The 18,721-nt window shown below is 63.3% G+C and carries 15 protein-coding genes; 10 read left to right on the plus strand and 5 right to left on the minus strand.

The window, feature by feature from the left end:
- Nucleotides 1-43 precede the first annotated feature (43 nt).
- The 5 genes from AADV74_RS14930 (at nt 44) to AADV74_RS14950 (ending at nt 3,845) form a co-directional block, all read left to right on the plus strand.
- Nucleotides 44-322, plus strand: coding sequence for a hypothetical protein (locus AADV74_RS14930; RefSeq protein WP_342115507.1), 279 nt, complete (start codon nt 44-46; stop codon nt 320-322).
- Between the two features lie 85 nt (nt 323-407).
- The gene (locus tag AADV74_RS14935; protein ID WP_342115509.1) at nt 408-809 is read left to right on the plus strand and encodes a ChaB family protein; all 402 of its coding nucleotides are present in this window, start codon (nt 408-410) and stop codon (nt 807-809) included.
- Nucleotides 810-993: 184 nt separating this feature from the next.
- On the plus strand, nt 994-1,974 hold the full coding sequence (locus AADV74_RS14940) for a G5 domain-containing protein (RefSeq protein ID WP_342115511.1): 981 nt from the start codon (nt 994-996) through the stop codon (nt 1,972-1,974).
- A gap of 29 nt (nt 1,975-2,003) precedes the next feature.
- Nucleotides 2,004-2,927, plus strand: coding sequence for an HNH endonuclease (locus AADV74_RS14945; protein ID WP_342115513.1), 924 nt, complete (start codon nt 2,004-2,006; stop codon nt 2,925-2,927).
- A 111-nt stretch (nt 2,928-3,038) separates the two neighbouring features.
- On the plus strand, nt 3,039-3,845 hold the full coding sequence (locus tag AADV74_RS14950) for a glycoside hydrolase family 16 protein (RefSeq protein ID WP_342115515.1): 807 nt from the start codon (nt 3,039-3,041) through the stop codon (nt 3,843-3,845).
- Nucleotides 3,846-4,262: 417 nt separating this feature from the next.
- Here the strand turns inward: AADV74_RS14950 and AADV74_RS14955 are convergent, their stop codons facing one another.
- The 4 genes from AADV74_RS14955 to AADV74_RS14965 form a co-directional block, all read right to left on the minus strand.
- Nucleotides 4,263-7,604: a type ISP restriction/modification enzyme gene (locus tag AADV74_RS14955; protein ID WP_342115517.1), complete on the minus strand. Its 3,342-nt coding sequence runs from the start codon at nt 7,602-7,604 to the stop codon at nt 4,263-4,265.
- Nucleotides 7,601-10,687, minus strand: a complete 3,087-nt coding sequence (locus tag AADV74_RS14960) for a helicase-related protein (RefSeq protein ID WP_342115519.1) — start codon at nt 10,685-10,687, stop codon at nt 7,601-7,603. The genes AADV74_RS14955 and AADV74_RS14960 overlap by 4 nt, the downstream gene beginning before the upstream one ends.
- 283 nt (nt 10,688-10,970) lie before the next feature.
- Nucleotides 10,971-11,840, minus strand: coding sequence for a YDG/SRA domain-containing protein (locus tag AADV74_RS16915; RefSeq protein WP_425287313.1), 870 nt, complete (start codon nt 11,838-11,840; stop codon nt 10,971-10,973).
- A gap of 122 nt (nt 11,841-11,962) precedes the next feature.
- Entirely contained in the window at nt 11,963-12,673 is a 711-nt protein-coding gene (locus AADV74_RS14965; protein WP_342116383.1) for a (deoxy)nucleoside triphosphate pyrophosphohydrolase, read from the minus strand.
- Nucleotides 12,674-12,715: 42 nt separating this feature from the next.
- Between AADV74_RS14965 and AADV74_RS14970 the strand changes: the two genes are divergently transcribed.
- The 3 genes from AADV74_RS14970 (at nt 12,716) to AADV74_RS14980 (ending at nt 15,590) form a co-directional block, all read left to right on the plus strand.
- Entirely contained in the window at nt 12,716-13,360 is a 645-nt protein-coding gene (locus tag AADV74_RS14970; protein ID WP_342115521.1) for a hypothetical protein, read from the plus strand.
- A gap of 188 nt (nt 13,361-13,548) precedes the next feature.
- A complete protein-coding gene (locus tag AADV74_RS14975; RefSeq protein ID WP_342115523.1) occupies nt 13,549-15,186 on the plus strand; it encodes a DUF885 family protein in 1,638 nt (545 codons plus the stop codon).
- Between the two features lie 98 nt (nt 15,187-15,284).
- Complete coding sequence (locus AADV74_RS14980; protein WP_342115525.1) at nt 15,285-15,590, plus strand: hypothetical protein; 306 nt, start codon at nt 15,285-15,287, stop codon at nt 15,588-15,590.
- On the opposite strand, the gene AADV74_RS14985 is transcribed toward AADV74_RS14980, so the two are convergent.
- Nucleotides 15,591-17,039 (minus strand): nuclease-related domain-containing protein, encoded by a 1,449-nt coding sequence (locus tag AADV74_RS14985; protein WP_342115527.1) that lies wholly within the window; start codon nt 17,037-17,039, stop codon nt 15,591-15,593.
- 182 nt (nt 17,040-17,221) lie between these two features.
- Here AADV74_RS14985 and AADV74_RS14990 point away from each other — a divergent pair, with 182 nt between their 5' ends.
- A complete protein-coding gene (locus AADV74_RS14990; RefSeq protein ID WP_342115529.1) occupies nt 17,222-18,355 on the plus strand; it encodes an NAD(P) transhydrogenase subunit alpha in 1,134 nt (377 codons plus the stop codon).
- A gap of 6 nt (nt 18,356-18,361) precedes the next feature.
- Nucleotides 18,362-18,721 carry an NAD(P) transhydrogenase subunit alpha part 2 gene (locus AADV74_RS14995; protein WP_342115531.1) on the plus strand — a complete coding sequence of 120 codons (360 nt, stop codon included), beginning with the start codon at nt 18,362-18,364 and terminating at the stop codon, nt 18,719-18,721.

Raw genomic sequence — 18,721 nt, forward strand, 5'->3', positions numbered from 1 at the left:
GCCAGAGCGGCGGCGTGATGACGGCGCGATGAAGGAGGGTCCCATGGCGGATCAGGGCGGACTCGGCGACGAGACCAAGGACTATTCAGACGCGGACAAGAGCGCATCGCCGAACGCGACGGGGTTCGCCATGCCGGGAGCCTCCGCTGAGGCGGTCGACAGTGCGGTCGGTGGTGCGGCTGATGATGAGAGCGATGGTGCGGGCGAGGAGTCGACCACCGCAGTCGACAACCGCAGGGCCGGAACGGATGACTCGACCGACGCGGCCGACGACCAGATCGGCGCCGCCGACAGTGCGGTGAACAGGTCGGTCGGGCTGTAGGAACGACGAGGGGTGGCCGGTGGCCGGCGGGCCGCATCCGTTGGCATCGGCGTACCGTGAGCACGAGGAAGCGCGAGGAGGAACGATGCCCGGACGCGAGGAGCTGCCGTCGACGATCGCCCGGTCGCCGAAGCACGCGCAGGAGATCTGGCTCGAGACCCACGATGCCGCGGTGAGGAGTTATGGCGAGGGCGAGCGGGCGCACCGCACGGCGTTCGCAGCGCTCAAGCACCAGTACGAGAAGGTCGGCGATCACTGGGAAGCGAAGGCCGAGTGGGGTGCGAGCGACGAGGGTTCGGCTCAGCCTGGCCCCGCCGGCGACACCGCGGGCGGGGTGGATGCGAACGCCTCCAAACGCCATCTCTACGACCTCGCCAAGCGCCTCGACGTGCCGGGCCGCTCCACCATGACGAAGGATGAGCTGGTCGAGGCGATTCAGAAGGCCAACGATCGCGAGACCCGCCGCAGCCGCGAGCGAGAGGGGTGAGTAAGGGGCTCCGTGGCGTTTCGCGCCCCCCTCTCGCTTGAGAGGATCGCCGCCCGCGCTTAGGTCGCCGCTCGCGAGGCGGGCGATCTTCGCGCGTGCGCGACGCCGTCGCCCCCGGACTGGGACATGAATACGGCCCGCAGAACTCGTTAGCCTCCGGTGCACCCTCCGAAAGGCAATGACAATGGCGAATTCTCCCGCAGGCTGGTTTGACGACGGATCCGGACGCCAGCGATGGTGGGATGGAAACGCCTGGACCGAGCGCTACCTCGACGAGTACGCGACGCCGGTGACTTCGACTCCGACCGCGAAGGTCAAGGCAGCAGGCTCGACCGTCAAGATGCCCGGTGGTCGCTCTCCCAAGCTCCTTCGTAACATCCTCTTCGCCGTCAGTGCGCTGGTGGTCATCATTGTCCTGGCCTCATCCGGATGGGCGGGTCTGCTTCTGCTCATAGGAATCGCGGTCCTGGCAGCAGGTATCTACGCCCTCGTGATCGGCTCGTTCAAGGCGATACGCGTGAAGTCGCGAGCGGGGGCAGTTCTCGTTCTGGTCGTGGGCCTCGCTGTCGTCAGCGCGGGCGGATCGGCGGTGGCCTCGGCCAACCGACCGAGCCAGCAGCTCGCAGCGAGCCAGGTTGAGAGCACGGCAGGACCGACGGCAGCGAAGAAGTCTGCAACACCGACACCGACTCCCACTCCGACCCCGGTTCGCACCACCAAGCAGGTGGAGGAGCGCACTCCCATCCCATACACGTCGTCCACCGTTGACGACGCGAACCTCGACGCGGGTGCGACCGCCGTCGCCGTCGTCGGCGTCGCTGGCGAGAAGCTCACGACCTGGTCAGTCATCTACCAGGACGGTGTAGAGATCTCGCGATCCGTCGCATCCGAGGTCACCAGCGTAGAGCCGGTGAATGAGGTCATCTCGAACGGAACCCGCCAGCCGGCGCCGGCGCCCGTACCGGTCGCCGAACCGGCTCCGGCTCCTGCCCCCGGCGGTGACTGCGACTCTAACTACGCAGACGCGTGCGTGCCGATCTCGTCTGACGTCGACTGCGCAGGCGGCAGCGGCAACGGACCTGCCTACGTGGCGGGGCCCGTGCGCATCGTCGGAAGCGACATCTACGACCTCGACCGAGACGGCGACGGGATCGCCTGCGACTAGATGGGTCGTTCGGGCAACAGCCCGGGTGAGTGCTGATTCCTGTAGGACTGGAGATAGAAGTAGTGCCGTTTCACCCGCAGTTAGTTGTCACTGACGACGTCGCCATCACCGATGTGACCACACTTCCCGGATTGCTCCCGGTTCTTATCCTGGTTCTCGCCGGGGTGTTGATTGCCGGTGTTTGGATCGGCGTCATAGTCCACCGGCGGCGAGTTGTAGCCAAAGCGAGTACTGCTTTGGTCCGTCTGTCGGGGCTGAATTCAACATACGCATCTCAGGTAGTGACGCTGCCGCCGATTCATCTCCACTTCGCCGATGCCGTGAGCTCGAAGGCAAAGTTCGATCGCTACGATCTAACTGCCTTAATGCTTCGGAGCGTGCTCGAACAGGAACATTCGATTCAGGCGGAAATCGGCGCGCGAAACGCGGCAACTAACCATTACGTGGAGTATCAGCGGGAGGTTCAGCAGCTCGTTGTCTCGTCGCTGGGCAGGAGCTTGCACCCTCATGTGTCTGCGGAGCGTTTCGAGAAGATCGAGGCAAGACTTTTCAAACGGCGCCAGATGTCCTTCCCGACCCCCACTGCAAACATTCGGTCTACCGTTCGGTACACAAGTCCTCAGGGAAGGAACTCCTACTCCGGGACATTGAACTGGGACTTTGATGAGCTGCGAAGGGGGCTCGCGGCAGCACGGATGGAGCGAGACAGACAGTCAACCGCCCAATACCTGCGGCAGCGGGAGCGAAGCTTGATGACGCCGAAGGTCCGTTCGGACATCCTGCGGCGGGACGGATACCGCTGCCAGATGTGTGGCGCAACGAGTAGGGAGGGCGCTCAACTGCATATCGACCACATCCTCCCGGTCAGCCACGGTGGGACAACGACACCAAACAATCTTCAAGCTCTATGCCAACCGTGCAATCTTGGGAAGAGCAACCGGTTCGTCGGCTAGAACTCGAGTCCCCCCGAGCCGCTCGTCGAGGGATGCGGGCTGAGGTTCGCACGCGCTGAGGCCCACGTGTTGTGGCGTCCGCGACTGAAGCTCACCAGCCAAGATGGACACGTGACCACTCCCGGCGAATCGTTCCCGAAGCCGCCCACCCGCGCCCCCGACGTGCACGACGACTTCTCCTCACCGACCCTGCGGAGTGACCTGTGGGTACCCGACTACCTCCCCCACTGGACGACCCCCGAGCGATCCCGCGCCCGCTACGAGATGACTGGCGCATCCGGCCTTCGCCTGCTCATCGAGCACGACCAGCTCGACTGGCGGGAAGAGGATGCGCCGCTCCGCGTGTCCAACCTGCAGACGGGCGTGTTCTCGGGGCCGGTCGGGTCCGAGCGCGGAACCCACCGCCATCGCCCCGACGGGCTACAAGTGCGAGCCGAGACGCCCGAGCGGATGTTGTGGGCTCCGGCATCCGGCCACATCGACATCACGGTCAGTGCGAGCCTCAACGACGGATGCATGCTCGCCGCCTGGCTCGTCGGTGCCGAGAACCTCTCGCCGCAGCACAGTGGTGAGATCTGCATCTTCGAGATCGATGCGACGGCCATTGACCCGCACGAGACCCGAGTGCGCTGCGGGGTGAAGGCCCACGGCGACGACTCCCTCGTGACCGACATGGTCGAGGTGAACGTTCCGGTGGATGCGTCTCGTCCGCACACCTGGTCGGTGATCTGGGGACCCAAAGGAACGCTGATCGGATGCGAGGGCGTCGTCGTCAAGCGCTCCGCGCAGGCGCCGGACTACCCCATGCTGCTGATGCTCGACCTCTTCGAGGTCGGGCCGCGGTCGACGGCGGAGGGGGTATATCCCAAGTCCGCGTTCATCCACTCCGTTCGCGGATGGGGAGGTCCCGTTCAGTAGCCCGCAGCACGAGGGTCCGCGGGGCACGCTCTTAGCTCGCCTGATCCGCGCTCCGACTCGTCCACGCGCAGAGAAGTCCCGCCGGATGCGGATACCGCGATGAGCGACGAGGTGGACGTGGTGCTCTTCGACTCGTTCGCGCAGCCGGAATCCGACCACCACGAAATCGCTGGTCTGGTGGCCAACCCGCGTGCGCGTCACGTGGTCGTCTACACCTAGAACCAGCAGGAGCTGATCGACTCCGGGGACCCAGGGTCGCACATGGGCGAATTGGATTGCCCCTATGGGTAATCTGTCGCTCGGGTGGATGACCAATGTAGGAGCGGGACTTCGGACTCCTGAACAAAGATGCGGGGCTTAAGGTGGACCATCCTCCAGACCCTAATGGGCTGCCTATGTCTTCGTGGACTCACCGACTCAGTTCAGCTCATCGGCAGCGAACACCTCGCCGGCGAGGACGCGTTGGAGGAGCTCTGCAGCGTGAGGCGTGAGGTCAATGGTGCGCTGCAGGATGTTTATCACTAAGAGCAACTCCTCGGTGAAGGTCCATTCCTCGTACGTGATCGCATCGAGCGGGCTCGAAGTACGGCCTTGGCGATGGGCCATGCGGTAGCCAAGCCACTTCTGCAGTGGTTTCATCCCGGAAACTTCGAAATCCCAAACTTCGGGCGAGACCGGCGCGATGCTGCCGTTGCCGACAGTTAGCGTCATGGTCGGGGCGTCGTAGGTGAAGCCCTGCGGTTTCCCAGTCACTGGCGAAACTTCGGCGGCCGCACCGGGAGAGAGCGGTGCGATCGTGTATCGCTCACCCCAAGTGTGCCAAGAGAGAAGCTCCTTGCCGAGGGCTACGACCTCGTCGAAAAGGCCACGATCCTTTGTGATAGGCAGGTGGACTGGACCCGCAGCGATAGTGAGCTCCGCTCCGAACTTTTCACTGAACGCGGCGGTGCCTGCGATGCCGTAGAGGTATTGCACGACCTGATCGGCACCAATACCGTCGTCGCCCATCGCGTCCGAGAGTTTCTCGAGAACGTTCGGTCTTAGGTTCGCGTCCGTCGCGTTTGAATCCCGCCACATCGGGAATACGTCCTTCGCGCCCCTCCCTCGGAAATGGTCGAGGTCGGGTACGTATGGCGTCGCGGTTAGCACCGGCCCGCGGCCGAGCGTCGTAGATGTGAGCGTGGTCAGGTAGATCTGCCTCGCACTCCGCACTGCCCATAGCTCCGGGCGTGGGTAGTCGAGGAGGCGCGCATCAGCGAGCAGCAACTGCCGGTCAAAGCTCCGATATGCATAGGGCTCGATAGGCTCGGGAGGGGCATCGACCTTCACGTGCTGCAATGCGGGCAGACGCTTCGCGGAGTTGAGCGCGACCGGCGCCGACCGCAGGGTGCGATCGCGTGTTTCCTTCATCGCTGGCGCGCGATCCGTCGCATTGAGGAGACCTTCCCAACGGTGCTTGAGCACTTCAGCCGATTGCGATATTGGCCAAGTGCGCTTTACCTGCGAGCCGCTGTGCGACCACGGCATGAGGTCGTCAAGGCTCGGCCACTCCGAATAGTCCCCGCCCGCGACTGGGGCAAGCGAATCGAGGTGCGTTCCGGGTATCTCGACGAAGCCGATTGCATCGAAGCCCCGCTCCAGCCAGTCGAACTTATCGGAACGTGTACCGGTAACTCGGACGTAGTACACGTTGCACTTGGTCGGCTTCGAGGTGCGCCGGACGCCAATCCCAATAGCGACCGGAGTGAGGATGTCGAAGACGTTCTCTTCCGTGTTCGCGCCCCGCCCTTCGCCGCCGAGGTCGATGACGTAGAAGTCGTCGAACACGGTACGGAGATGAGCGCGGAGGCCGCTCATCGACTTCCCGCTCAGGTACGAGGACGCTGTGATCATCGCGACGATGCCGGGTCCTTCGCCGAGCTCTTGCGTGGCCCGCCAGGTCGCCCAGCGCCAGAAGTAGACGTAATCGTTGTAGAGGTTCTTGATGTGTACACCTTGGCCGGCGTCACTCATCGGCTTTGTCAGGTCTTCGATGAGCGGCCTGATTCCGGGTACGCCATAGCGCACTACACCGCCGCTGCGCTGTTCGCCAGCGGCAGTACCCTGCTCGCGGTTGTATGGCGGATTTCCGATGACGACCGTGAACCGCTCGCGGGTCTTTAGCTCGTCAGCGCGGGCCGCTTCGATCGCGATCGGATCATCGGGCTCGTCTGCGAATAGCGTGTCAAGGACGAGCGGCGGCTGCTGCAGGGTATCCGATAACACAATTGTCGGCTCAATGTCGTCGACTCCGGCCGCATGGCCCTCGACTGCGAACTTTAGATGAGCGATCGCGTAGGGCGCAAGCATGAGCTCGAAGGCATGCATCGAGGGCGCGACGTGCTCCTCGAAGTGCCTGGCCCAGCCCGCCTCACTATGCTCCTGGAGATAGGAGGCCTTCGCGACACGGATCCACTCCATGAGGTAGGTGCCGGTACCCGTCGCGGGGTCGACCATTGACACGAACGGGCGGTCGGGGACCGTATCGTCGGGGAGCACGATGCCTAGGTGGTGGCAGACACTTGACCAAGGCGACGAGTCGGCGATGCCAAGGGGCAGCCCGAACTTATCCTTCAGGATGTGATCTACAGATTTCGTCATGAAATGAACCACGGGCAGCGGTGTATAAAACGCGCCGGCATCGAGTCGCTGACGTGGGTCGTACTGCTGCAGGAATTGCTCGTAAAGGTAGACGACCGGATCCATCCGCCGATCCTTAGAGCCGAAGTCGGCGAGTATCTGCTCGACATCCGTCTTCGCGAGTTCTGCGGCGAGTTCACCGAGTCCGAGCTCGTCGACATCGAGCTCACCGGCTGATTGCTCTCGGAAACGCGCGTAGATCGAGTCGAGCAAGTCATTGGAGAAGCGGATGCCGAGCAGCGGGCTAGATCCTTCAAAAAGTTCAGGGTGCATGACGCGAGCCGAAAGTAGACCGTAAACCATGGTCTGCGCGTATACGTCGGCGAACTTGGCCGGAGTCAGGTCCGGAAGGAGCCGCTCCTGAAAGTCGACGAGTAGCGTTCTCATCGGCCCGTCGGTGGCCTCAATCTCGAGGAGCTCGACGACTTCTGCACGGAGATCTCGAGCAACGTCGGCCATTCGGGTCGCGAGGGAAGCTGCAGACCTAATCGACTCGCGGTAGGCACCGAATCCCGAACTGCTCGACAGATTCTCGGTGAGGGCGGGCCCGTGGTCGCCCCAACGAAGCTCAGGCAGCCCGCGCTGCTGGATTAGGGCAAGTCGGCCTTCGGTCGAGTCTTGCGCCCATGACAGAACACGGAGCACGCGTCGCTCTCCGTCTCTGCGGATGCCGACTGCGTGCACAGCTTTGTCGTGTGGCGAGATGCAGAAAACGAGGATCCGGTCTTCTCTCCATGCTGGTAGGGCACCGCCGCCGATGTGTCCGCGTGGCTTATAGATGAATCGCTCGATGACGCGTCGGACGGCACCGATCGGGAGGCGTTTGCCGTCGAACTGCATAACCAGGATTCCGACATCTTGCCCAGTCTGGATATTCAGTTGGTAGATCTTGCTGAGAGCGCCGACCTTGTCTGGATCAAGATACAGCGACGCGGGATCCCACTCTGGGACGTCTTCCTGCCACACCAGTCCTGGCGGAATCGGCCAGTTCAGTCCACCAACCAGGAAGTCGCCGAACGCTTCGATTGACTCACCGGCATTGCGCAGTAGATTCTCTTCGCCTGAGTTCGCGGGGCTCATCGCACTTCGATCCAGCAAAGCGTTTCGGGGGCCGGGGCGTCGAGCGGGAGCTGGACATCCTTCCGGAGCTGCTTCGTCTCGGCGCTCTCGAAGCGTCGGAGTGCCGATCGCACGGTTGCGCGGTCGCTGAAGCTCAGGGCCTTCGTGTCCGCGTCCGCCTCGATTGCGGCGTCTATTTTCAGCAAGCCGCGCGCCACTTCACCGGTCCCTTCCAATACCCATTCGATCCGGCCCGGATCCAGGCTCCATTCCGCGTCGCCGTCATCTGTTGGCTTGGTGAGGACGGGAACGCGACGGCAAAGGAAGATGCCCTTGGGGTCGCCGACTTTTGCGACCGAAATGCCATCAGGAAGGCGGCTGACCAGGTCGTCAAGTGACGGGTCTGCTTTCGTGAGCTCGAGCCATTTGAGGCGGAGCTCTTCGATCGGGGCGATGTCGCCGTTGTACTCGTCCTTGAACGCCTGGAATACCTTCACATCGTCATAGAGATCCGTCTCATCTATGAGCTTTCCCCCGGGAATGCCGAGCGTCTTCGAAATCATCAAGGTCTTGCCCTGCACCCGGTTGTAGAGCCTGATCAAGCTCTCGATCTCGGCTGGCGGAAGAAAATTGCGGATTTGGATATGACCACGTGATTTCTTTACAGCCGGGTGCTCCTTGACGAGGGCGGCTTCGATCGCCGGGTTCATCCGGCGGTCGACACGGCCGATGCGCTGCATAAGCCGGACGGGGTTCCAGTGGATGTCGTAGTTGACCAGAAGTGTGCCGTCTTGGAGATTCACGCCCTCACTGAGAACATCGGTCGAGACAAGTACGCGAAGCGGTTGGAGTACCTTCCGACCGTCCGCATCAACCTTGTTATAGAACGGCGCAAAGCGTTTGATCATTGCGTAGCGGTCATTCCCACGGGTGCCGTCGATGCGGTCCACATTGGTGAGGCCGTCGGCACGAAGCCGCTCCTCAAGGTAGCGTGCGGTGTCGGCGAATTCGGTGAAGACGATTACCTTCTCGGTCTGGAATTCACTCGTGAAAACCGCCGCGTCGAGCGCAGCCTTCCCCGACTTCGCCGAGCCGAGAAGGAGAGACCGCAACTGAAGGTACTTGTCGTCGACGCCGGCGCCAGCGAGGACGAGATCCATGAATCGCTGCAGCTGGTCGAGGTCGCCGAAGGCGGCGTCGACCATCTCGCCGAGGTTGAAGCTGCCGCCGACGAGGTTGTACTCGAGCTCTTCCAGTTCCTCCTCGGTGAGGTCCTCTTCATGCCAGACCTCCTCGAGAGTGGAGCGGTAGGTGTCATGGATCTTCTTAAGAGTCGGCTCGTTCGCTGCGCGCCAAGCGGCGAGTTTCGCCTCATTCGGGGTGTCGCCTTTCACGTTCACGTCGAGCCACCTAAGGACCTTCGCCGAGAGGTCGAGGCAGGAGCCGGCGAATGCGGCGAGGCTTGACTCGAAGCGCTTGAGGAAAATCGTGCGGATTAGGGCGACCACCTGTTTTTGCCGGTTCTCGGCAATCGTGTCGATCTTGGAATCCGTTGAGAACGCGAGCGGGTAGTACATCGGTAGGACAAAGAGCGGCGTCGATCGGTTGAAAGCTGCTTGGATCTCCTTGAAGAGCGGCCCATAGAGAAGCCCAAACTCGTAGGGCACCACCTTCGGTACCTGGGTCTCCGGGAAGATCACCTCAGCTCCTCCAGCGAGCTTGGCGCTATCGATCGCATATCGGCGACTGTTCTGGTGGATGATCGCCTGGAACAGCTTGTCCTTCGCCATGATCGCGTCGATGGCGATGTGGTCGGGAACCGCATTCTTAAACGGTTTTTCGAGGTCGACAATGTATTTCCGGAGGCTGTTGACACCGACGCTTGCGAAATGGCTATCCGCATCCACACCAGTGAAGAGCTCGGCCTCGTGAACAAGGTCGAAGAACGAGTTGTTGATCGGCGTCGCCGTCAATAGGAACACGGTCTTGCCCTTGCAGATCTCTTGCATTCGCCACCATCGAGAGCCCCACGGGTTCTCTTCAGTAGGTTTCGCTCCGTGATTCCTGAAGTTGTGCGCCTCGTCGATGATAATGATGTCCGCACGCTTCGCGAGGTGCTCGATCGCTTCCGCACCGGTCTTGGTAGTCAAGTCTGTGTGCGCCTTGACGATGACATTCGAGAATTGGCCGCCGTACAGATCCGGCAACCTGTCCTTGATCTCCGGGTTCCATACCGCATCCTGGCCGGTCTTCGTCGCCATGATGAGGACATTCTTTCGCTGCCGGACAGCGAAGTACTCAGTGAGCATGAGACCGACAAAGGTCTTGCCGAGGCCGACGCCGTCTGTCAGGAATCCACCGCCCCACTGCTTCGCCATCTCGATGAGCGAGTGGAACGCTTCCTGCTGGTACGGGGCGAGCTTCGGGTAGATGACAGACTCGGATTCTTCCCAGCCCTTGTCGGTCGGATCGGCATTCGCAGTTAGCGCCTGGAGCGCCTTCGCATAGACCTCAAAGGGGGTGAACGCGCGAACGTTGTGGTTGAGGATCGCGAGCAACTCCGGGTTGACCGGGGTTGCCTGCGCCCAGTGCTCCTCATACCAGGCTTGCAATTCGACGACTTCGGGACCCTGAAAGCGGACATTTAGCTCGACGTTCCTGGTAAGCCCGGGGCCGGTGAAGTTGGACGATCCGACGAGCGCCGCTGCGCCCACGACCGGGTTACGCGCGTGGGTAATGTATGCCTTAGCGTGAAACTTTCGCGGTTTATAGACACGGATTTCAACTTTGCCCGTACGGATGCCGTCGACGACCGCGTCTGCGCCGGTGAGGAAAGCGTCACCATTCTGCCGCTCAATTTTTATAGAGTTGTCGAGCGCCGCAGCGATCGCATCGGCCGTCGTGCGGCTCGTCTCGCCGCCGATAAGTAGCCGGATCTTGTCAACTTTTTGCCATTCGCCGTCTAGGGCGAGGAAAGCGCCAATCTCGAAATGACCGGTCGCAATGTCGATCGCACTGCTGAGCTCGCACCACGCGCGGACATACTCAAGGGCCCTCCAATCCTCGCTCGTATTGTCAACGATGAAGCTGTCTGGTGTCGCCATGTTTCTACCCTCGCTCAGGCCAGTGTCCTTAGAATCACTCATTGGGAGTGACGGTCGCCACACGCGCTACCTCGTGGTGATCGATGATCGGCCCGCCGTGAAAGTCATGACCGCAGCGACGCGACACGGTCCAGGATAGCGGCGACCTCCGACGGCAATTCTTTGCCTCCGATGGAATTGCGGTTCCTGGTCGTAGCGCCCTCGGAAGGCGCGATGGTACAGGTGAATTGGCCGCCGCATGAATTACTCCGAGCCTCGGTCGGATCGTGATTCAAACAAATGATCACCGCGTCCATATGTCCCGGTGGTATCGCGCATTCTCTGGGTCAAGCCGATGGCTACGCCGCCAGCCAAGCTCCGAGATCTCGTCGCCATTAGCTGAGTCGATGACGACCATGTCGTTGCGGATGACGATGCCTCCGACGTCCAGCTGGGTGTGGTGGTTAGGACATAAGCAGAGGAGATTGGTCGCTGCATCGGCGCCGAGGTGAGGGCGACCCAACGGTCGTACGTGTGCTCCCTCTGAATAGGGCCGGCCCTCGAACCCCACAATCTGAGTCCCGCACATCTGACAGCTGTCGTCGTAGAGCCTTTTCAATTCGCGGGACAATGCTGAGTCTCGGATTCGGCGGACCACCGTTGTAGTGGCGAAGGCGGGGTCATACTCAATAGCGATTTCCGCTAGGAGTGGTGGCTGTTCGTCGAGGCGATCGAGTCGGAAGCGCACGATCTGGAAGCCAGCTTGTCCACGAACAAGCTGCCAAGAGGTGACCAGATAGAGACCGGAGTATCTAAATCCAATGTCTGGCGCATAGGGTGACGCCTTGCTCGCACCGCGAACTACTCGCACCGGCAGACCCTCAACCATGCTCGTAATTAGACCGGCATTTCCTGGTGATGCTGGAGTTTGATCCATGATCTGACGACTAGTGTTCTGATCTCTACCGCCGTGCCCTGTATAGAAGATGTACTCGCCGTGATCTACGTCGTCTGCATAGCCGCCCGAGACAACTATCGAGTCTGCGCCTTCCAATCGGGTTCCGCTAATTCCGGCCTGAAGGGGCCGATGAACACCAGCGTCGTGCAGTTGTCGCCTGTCAGCGAACCACTGCCCGACGGTGATCTCACCAGGCGTGCCAAAGTACCGTGCCACGTGGTCCCCCGATTGTTGGATGTTAGCCCGAGCATGGCAGCGTCCACGGGCCCACGAATACTCCCCCGATCGGGACTAACCATTCAGACGCTTGCTGGTCTCGGATCGAGCCACAGTGTGCGCTAAGCCAGGCCGGCACTCACTAGCCGCATGGCGGGGACGTCTGCCGGAGCCCAAACAAGACGGTGCAACTCCGTCGGCGGAAGCCACGTGACGGCCGCGTGCTCGGTCAGTTGAGGGCTGCCCGTGACCACGGTGCAATAGAAGGTGGTGAGGCTTACGATGCCGAAGCCATACTCATGCGTTGTCGTAGTCACGCGTTCGCCCACTTTAACCTGGCAGCCCAGCTCCTCCGCGATCTCCCTTTCGAGTGCTTGTCGCGGGGTTTCGTCGACTTCGACCTTCCCCCCGGGAAACTCCCACAGGCCGGCGAGGCTTCCATCTCCGCCACGTTGGGCGCAGAGAACTCGTCCACTGTCAACGATTACGGCTCCCACTACCGTGAAATGTCTCTTCACCCTCTGCCACCCTCGCTCGAGGATCAGCCTAGGGTCGCGGGGCATTTTTCGAGGTTGTTGCGGCTGGACTTTTCGTGCTTCTTGGGAGTCTTGGACCCACCTAGGCGTCGCGGAACACGTCTTCTGGATCGAGCCGCAGGTGTTCGCCCACGCAGTGCGAATCGCCGGTGGTCTCGCCGAAGCCCGTCTACCCCTTGTTGTCGATTGACGATAGGTACATTGTCTGGCGCGTCGGGTAGGGCTGCCGGCGCGCCCGAGCGCTGAACTCAGTGTCCATCGCCCGAGTCTCAAAAGCAGTTGTTTCGCGGCCATCATGGTCAACGCGGCTACCGTTGAGGCGAGATATAGGAGTTTCAGATGGAGCCAGGTTCGATCGCTGATTGGGTGATGGTTGCCGCAACCCTCGGCGCAGTCGTCGTCGCCGGTATTGCTCTACGGTTCAGCCGCAAGGCGAACCAGTCGAGCACAGAGGCGAATCGGATAGCCCAGGCGGTGTACGCCGACGACGTTCGCGCGCGGAACGAAGCTCAGGCGCGGCTCGTTTTCGCCTCCACTCTCGGAGCCTCGGTCTATCGGAAGGATGAGCCGATCCCACAGCACGACGGAGAGCACTCGATGACACAGGTGGGCGGAGGTGTCCTCGGCACCTCAAATCGTCCGGGCGAGTTCGTCGCGCTCGAAGACATGCAGATCATCGACCTAGAGATCTTCAACGGCAGCACCGAGGTGATCGGCGCATTTCAGACGCAGTTGTACGACCCTAGGAACCAGACGATCGTGCCCGGTTCCGTTGGCTCGGAGTTCATTCGACCGGGGGAGAAAACCCCGCGCATTCGCGTAGCAGTTCCGGGGGTCACGAGTCACTATGTCCCCGAGATTTCATTCCGGGACTCCGCGGGGCTGTTCTGGTCGCGACGGGGGTATGAGCCAGTGCAACCGCTCGATCAAGCCCGCCGCGATCTGTTCGACAGCTTGGATCGCCTGCGTGGAGGACGCTTGTAGACCGGGATGCTCGCGACTGAAACCCCGCCCGACCTCGTACCGTCGTGGATTGAGGCGATTGCGACCCTCGTCAGTATCGACATCCCAGGTCCCGTTTGGGGTTGCCCCGAGGATGAGCCGAGTAACCGGGCCGGCCCTGCCGCATCACCCCTGCCGCCGCGATCGGCGGCGCGCAATACGCTGATGGCATGTCTGCGACGACGGATCTCGACCGGCTCGGCTCCGAATTCTGGGGATGGAAGGCGGCGAACGGCTTCCACACCTCCGACGACGTTCCGCGGATGGCACGGCCCGCGGGGTGGGTGGCGTCGTTCGACGCCGCATCCGTCGCGGAACGGATTGTGCAGCTGCACGTGTTCGTCGACCGACATGCCGCCATCGACGTGAGCGCCGAGCCCGTCTCGGTGCAGGTCGACCATCGGCTTCTCGGCTCCGCCCTCGCACGAGTGCACTGGGAGCTCGACGTGCTCCGCAACTGGCAGCGCGACGCGGTGTTCCTCTTCGGCCAGATCGTCGGCCCGTGGTTCGACCTGCTGCTGCAGCCGCTGCCCTTCCATGCCGAGCGCCGAGCCGACCTCGTGACGGTGCTCACCGCGGTTCCGGATGCCGTGGACGGGGCGATCGCCAACCTCGCCGAGCATGGCGTCGCTTCGCTGGCCCACGTGGCCATCGGGATGCTGGACGACATCGGAGATCGCATCGAGGCATCCGTCACGGCAGTCGCCGAGCAGGTCGACGACGAGACAACAGTTGCACTCATGGCAGCGCTCCCGGCCGCCCGCGACGCCCTCGAGCACTATCGCGCCTGGCTCGAGCGGAACGCCGACGGCCTCGGGCCCGACGCAACCGTGGGCCGGGAGGCATTCGTCTGGTACCTGCGCCATGTCGCACTGATCGCCAGCGAGCCTGAGGAACTGGTGCGCGCTGCCGAGCAGGACTATCGACGCGCGGTAGCAGCTGAGGCAGCCGCTCGGGCGAGCTTCACGGGGGAGCCGGACCCGCTGGTCGCGGCATCCGTCGGCGAAGAAGTGGCGGCCCAGATCGATGCAGAGCGGGAGGTGCGGGCGTTCTATGAGAACCACGATCTGCTCAGTCAGCCCGAGGGCTTGCGGCACTACGAGTTCGCCGCGACGCCCGCCTACCTGGCGCCCTTCGCGATGTTCGGCGTGACCGACGACCTCGGCAGTCATGCCCGGAACGAGACGGCCACCTCGTACATCCCCGAACCGTCGACCGACCTGCCCTACTTCGACGCAGCGAACGCCCGTGATCCGCGGCTCGGCATCATCCACGAGGCCGTGCATGCCCAGCAACTCGCGCTCTCCTGGGGCAATCCGCGGCCGCTGCGGCGTCACGTCTACGATTCGGTGCCCAACGAGGGCCTCGCGCACTACAACGAAGAGCTCATGCTCACCGCCGGACTGTTCGCCGACGCCCCGCACTCGCAGGTGATCGTGCACAACTTCATGCGCCTGCGGGCTTTGCGGGTGATCGTCGACGTCAACCTCGTCACCGGTGTCTTCACCCACGCGGATGCTGTGCGCTTCTTCGTGCAGCGCGTGCCGATGGATCTCGCCACGGCAACCGAAGAGACTGCCATGTACGTCGCGACGCCGGGGCTCGCGATGTCGTACAACGTGGGCAAGCACGAGGTGCTGCGGTTGGTGGCTGATGCGGCCGTAGCGGGTGGTGGTGGTGGCGATGCCTTCGACCTGCGTCGCATGCACGATTTCCTGTGGGAGAACGGCAACGTGCCGATGTCCCTCCTGCGCTGGGAACTGCTCGGTGATCGCTCGGATGTCGACGTGCTCGACGCTGCACCGTGACACGCCTCCCTCGGACGGGCGAAGGCGAGCGGATGAGGTGACCGCGAACGGGGGCGAGAGATGCGGCGGGCCTGCTCGCTAGCATCAGACCCGTGCGGATGACTCGACCTGCGGCCGTGGCCCTTCTGATCGGTATCGCGATGACGTCTGCGGGGTGCAGCGCCGGCGTCGCCTCGTGGGGCGTCAACGGTGTCGATCCTGACGCCCCCGCGCCAGCGCCCGCGGCATCCGTCTGGACGTGCAGCTACCTGCCGACGATGGACGACGACTGGCACAACGACGTGCTCTGCACCAACGGCACTGAGGAACAGCGGCCCTACCTCCTTGAAGGCGACGACTTCATCACCGAGGACGAGATCATGCAGGCGGCCCGCGAATACGAGACTGTGCTCAACGGAGGCTGATCAGAGCGCCGCTTCCCCGCTCGGCGCCGGAACCGTCACCGTGCTCGCATACTCGGGCCCCGTCAGCGTGAGGGAGTAGGAGGCACCGTCCGCGCTCACCGCGTAGGCGGCTGTCGTTCCGTCGGGTAGGTCGACCAATGTCACCCCGGCATCCGTCTGAAGTACGGATGCGCCCGGCGTCACGATGAGTGCAGTCGGGCGTATGCCGTCTGGGCTGTTCGCGTCGAGGGCTGCGGCAGCAGACGATGCGGCCGTTTCAAGTGCGAGCTGCTCGGCACTCTGAGAGGCGAACTGTTGGGCGGTGACATCCTTCTGTGCGTTATTCGACACGGATGACACGACGCCCCACACGATGAGTAGGACGACGAAGCCGCCGATCATAGAACTGGGAGAAGACTCCTTCTTCTTGCTCTTCTTACGCTGTCTATTCGTCGGTCGCGGCGGTCGTTGAGTCGTCGGCCGAGCCTGACGAGACGGCCGGGCTTGCGACGGCGAACGAACCGTACGCGGTGCCGGCATAGGTACCGTGCCGATATACGCATGGATGCGCTCGAACTCGGCGTTCAGTTCGGCGCCGGTCGCGGTCGAGAGGGGGTCACGCGACCACGTCTCGGCGCGGGCCGCCGCGGCGGCGATCTGGGCAACCTGCTCGTCGCTGTAGTTCCGGCGGTGCGTGCGGAGGAAGGAGAGGAGCTCGTCATCACTCACCACGTCCACGAGTGCCCCGTCGACCTCGGGCTCGGCGCGAATCGTCAGATTTGCCCCGACAACGACGATGATGCCGAATACGTCGACCGAGAGCCCTCCTGCGTGGGAGAGTAGGCGCTCTGCACGTCCTGCTTCGTGTGCCGCGTTCGTGAGGTAATGCTGAGGCCGGTTGCTGACTCGGAACGCACGCCCTGCCACCCATACCGCTTTGCCCGGGTGGTGCTTCGTGTTGAGGGTGAAGACCCCGGGTGGGCCAATCAGCACATGGTCGATGTCGCTTCCGTCGGAGCCGACGGGAACAGAATGCAACACGGTCCATTCGGGTCCGAGCTGTGACAGAACTCCGGCAACACGGCGCTCGCCGATCGCACCTGTGTGCCACGATCGCATCTCCGCGTACTGGCCGGCGTCCCGAAGTTCGATGAGCTTCTCGATCACTGCGTGGGCTGGTATCCGGGCGCGAAGATCGTTCGGTGCGAGGGAGACGGATTGCGCCACCACGCGAGGTTCGGTCGGCTCGTTCTTCGCGGGTGCGGCCGGTGCATAGTCGGCACCGACATCAGGATCACGTGGAGACCGGTAGTCCGCCCAAGCCGCACCGGTCCACCAGCGCCACTGTGACGCATCCGTCTGGTCCGTGTACCAACCCTGAGGCGGTCGTGGGGGCAGCGGCGACTCGAGCGCGAGCGCCTCGTCTGCGACGTCATCTTCGACTGGAGCTGAATGACGACCGGGAGGCATCCGCCCACGCTATCGACGCCTCCGTCGAACGCGCTGGCCCCAGAGCGGGCGACTTACAGAGGTTTTACAGCAGGTGAACTGGGCCTTCCTAGGCCGTGCCTGGCCACCATCCTTTGTTCATCGGAAGCCCGCATCGGCCGGTCTGCGCGGAGAGTGCGCTCGCACAGCGTAGGAATAGCACTATGAACAATGAGGTTTCATCGCTCCGCATCGGAGTGGTCCGGGAATCGGCCGCGGGTGAGAGGCGGGTGGCCCTCGTGCCGAAGGCCGTCGCCGGGCTCGTCGCGAAAGGGCTCGAGGTCGTGGTCGAGGCGGGCGCGGGCAAAGGAGCGCTCATCGACGACGCGGCCTACGCGGCGGCGGGCGCGAGCATCGGCGATGCGTGGCAGGCCGGCGTGGTCGTCAAGGTCGCTCCCCCGAGCGACGCCGAGATCGCGCGGCTCGCTCCGGGCACCACGCTGATCGGCTTCCTCGCTCCGCGCAACGCCGACACGAAGGTGCCGGCGCTCGCCGCGGCCGGCGTGCAGGCCTTCGCGGTCGAGGCCATCCCGCGCATCTCGCGGTCTCAGGCGATGGATGCGCTGTCGTCGCAAGCGAATGTGGCGGGCTACAAGGCGGTCATCCTGGCGGCATCCTTGTCGACCCGCTTCTTCCCGATGCTCACCACCGCTGCCGGAACCGTGAAACCGGCGATGGTGCTCGTGCTCGGCGCGGGGGTGGCGGGCCTGCAGGCACTCGCCACCGCGAAGCGGCTCGGTGCCCGCGCGACCGGCTACGACGTGCGCCCCGAAGTCGCCGACCAGGTGCGCTCCGTCGGCGCCCAGTGGCTCGAGCTCGGCATCGACGCCCGCGGAGACGGCGGGTACGCCCGCGAACTCACGGGGGCCGAACGTGCAGAGCAGCAGGTTCAGCTCGAGAAAGCGATCTCGGGCTTCGACGTGGTGATCACCACCGCCCTCGTGCCGGGCCGCCCCGCCCCACGGCTCGTGACCGCGGCGGCCGCCCTCCGAATGAAGGCGGGCAGCGTCGTCGTCGACCTCGCCGGCGAGACCGGCGGCAACTGCGAGCTGACGGTGCCCGGGGAGACCGTGGTGCGCGACGGCGTGACGATCGCCTCGCCGCTCAACCTGCCCTCGACGATGCCCGAACATGCCAGCGAGCTGTACTCGAAGAACGTCACGAACCTGCTCGAGCTGATGCTCGACGGCAACCGGCTCGCCCCCGATTTCTCCGACGAGGTGCTGGCGGCATCATGCGTCACGCGCAACGTCAGCGCACCGGTCAGCCCATCCGTCACCCGAATAGAAGGCAACTGAATCGCCATGGATTACACCGGATTCCTCGCGAACATCGCCATCCTCGTGCTCTCGGGTTTCGTCGGATTCGCCGTGATCTCGAAGGTGCCCAACACCCTGCACACGCCGCTGATGAGCGGCACGAACGCCATCCACGGCATCGTCGTGCTCGGCGCTCTGATCGTGCTCGGCACGGTGCGTGACCCCGACCTGCTGATGAGCGTGATCTGCTTCGTCGCCCTCGTGTTCGGAACCGTCAACGTCGTCGGCGGCTTCGTCGTGACCGACCGGATGCTCGCGATGTTCAAGCCGAAGCCGGGAACGGATGCCGCACGCTCAGGTCGCGCAGCCATCGACGGCGCCACCTCGGCGAAGGACGGGAAGTAA

Source organism: Leifsonia stereocauli (assembly GCF_038432415.1).
Lineage (GTDB): Bacteria > Actinomycetota > Actinomycetes > Actinomycetales > Microbacteriaceae > Orlajensenia > Orlajensenia stereocauli.

What these genes read in the sequence shown, in the direction of transcription:
- AADV74_RS14960 (WP_342115519.1), bottom strand. Translation starts at nt 10,687, where the DNA reads ATGGCGACACCAGACAGCTTCATCGTTGACAATACGAGCGAGGATTGG.
- AADV74_RS14985 (WP_342115527.1), bottom strand. Translation starts at nt 17,039, where the DNA reads ATGCCTCCCGGTCGTCATTCAGCTCCAGTCGAAGATGACGTCGCAGAC.
- AADV74_RS14995 (WP_342115531.1), top strand. Translation starts at nt 18,362, where the DNA reads ATGGATTACACCGGATTCCTCGCGAACATCGCCATCCTCGTGCTCTCG.
- AADV74_RS14980 (WP_342115525.1), top strand. Translation starts at nt 15,285, where the DNA reads ATGACTCGACCTGCGGCCGTGGCCCTTCTGATCGGTATCGCGATGACG.
- AADV74_RS14930 (WP_342115507.1), top strand. Translation starts at nt 44, where the DNA reads ATGGCGGATCAGGGCGGACTCGGCGACGAGACCAAGGACTATTCAGAC.
- AADV74_RS14955 (WP_342115517.1), bottom strand. Translation starts at nt 7,604, where the DNA reads ATGAGCCCCGCGAACTCAGGCGAAGAGAATCTACTGCGCAATGCCGGT.
- AADV74_RS14990 (WP_342115529.1), top strand. Translation starts at nt 17,222, where the DNA reads ATGAACAATGAGGTTTCATCGCTCCGCATCGGAGTGGTCCGGGAATCG.
- AADV74_RS14965 (WP_342116383.1), bottom strand. Translation starts at nt 12,673, where the DNA reads ATGATGGCCGCGAAACAACTGCTTTTGAGACTCGGGCGATGGACACTG.
- AADV74_RS14940 (WP_342115511.1), top strand. Translation starts at nt 994, where the DNA reads ATGGCGAATTCTCCCGCAGGCTGGTTTGACGACGGATCCGGACGCCAG.
- AADV74_RS14970 (WP_342115521.1), top strand. Translation starts at nt 12,716, where the DNA reads ATGGAGCCAGGTTCGATCGCTGATTGGGTGATGGTTGCCGCAACCCTC.
- AADV74_RS14975 (WP_342115523.1), top strand. Translation starts at nt 13,549, where the DNA reads ATGTCTGCGACGACGGATCTCGACCGGCTCGGCTCCGAATTCTGGGGA.
- AADV74_RS14935 (WP_342115509.1), top strand. Translation starts at nt 408, where the DNA reads ATGCCCGGACGCGAGGAGCTGCCGTCGACGATCGCCCGGTCGCCGAAG.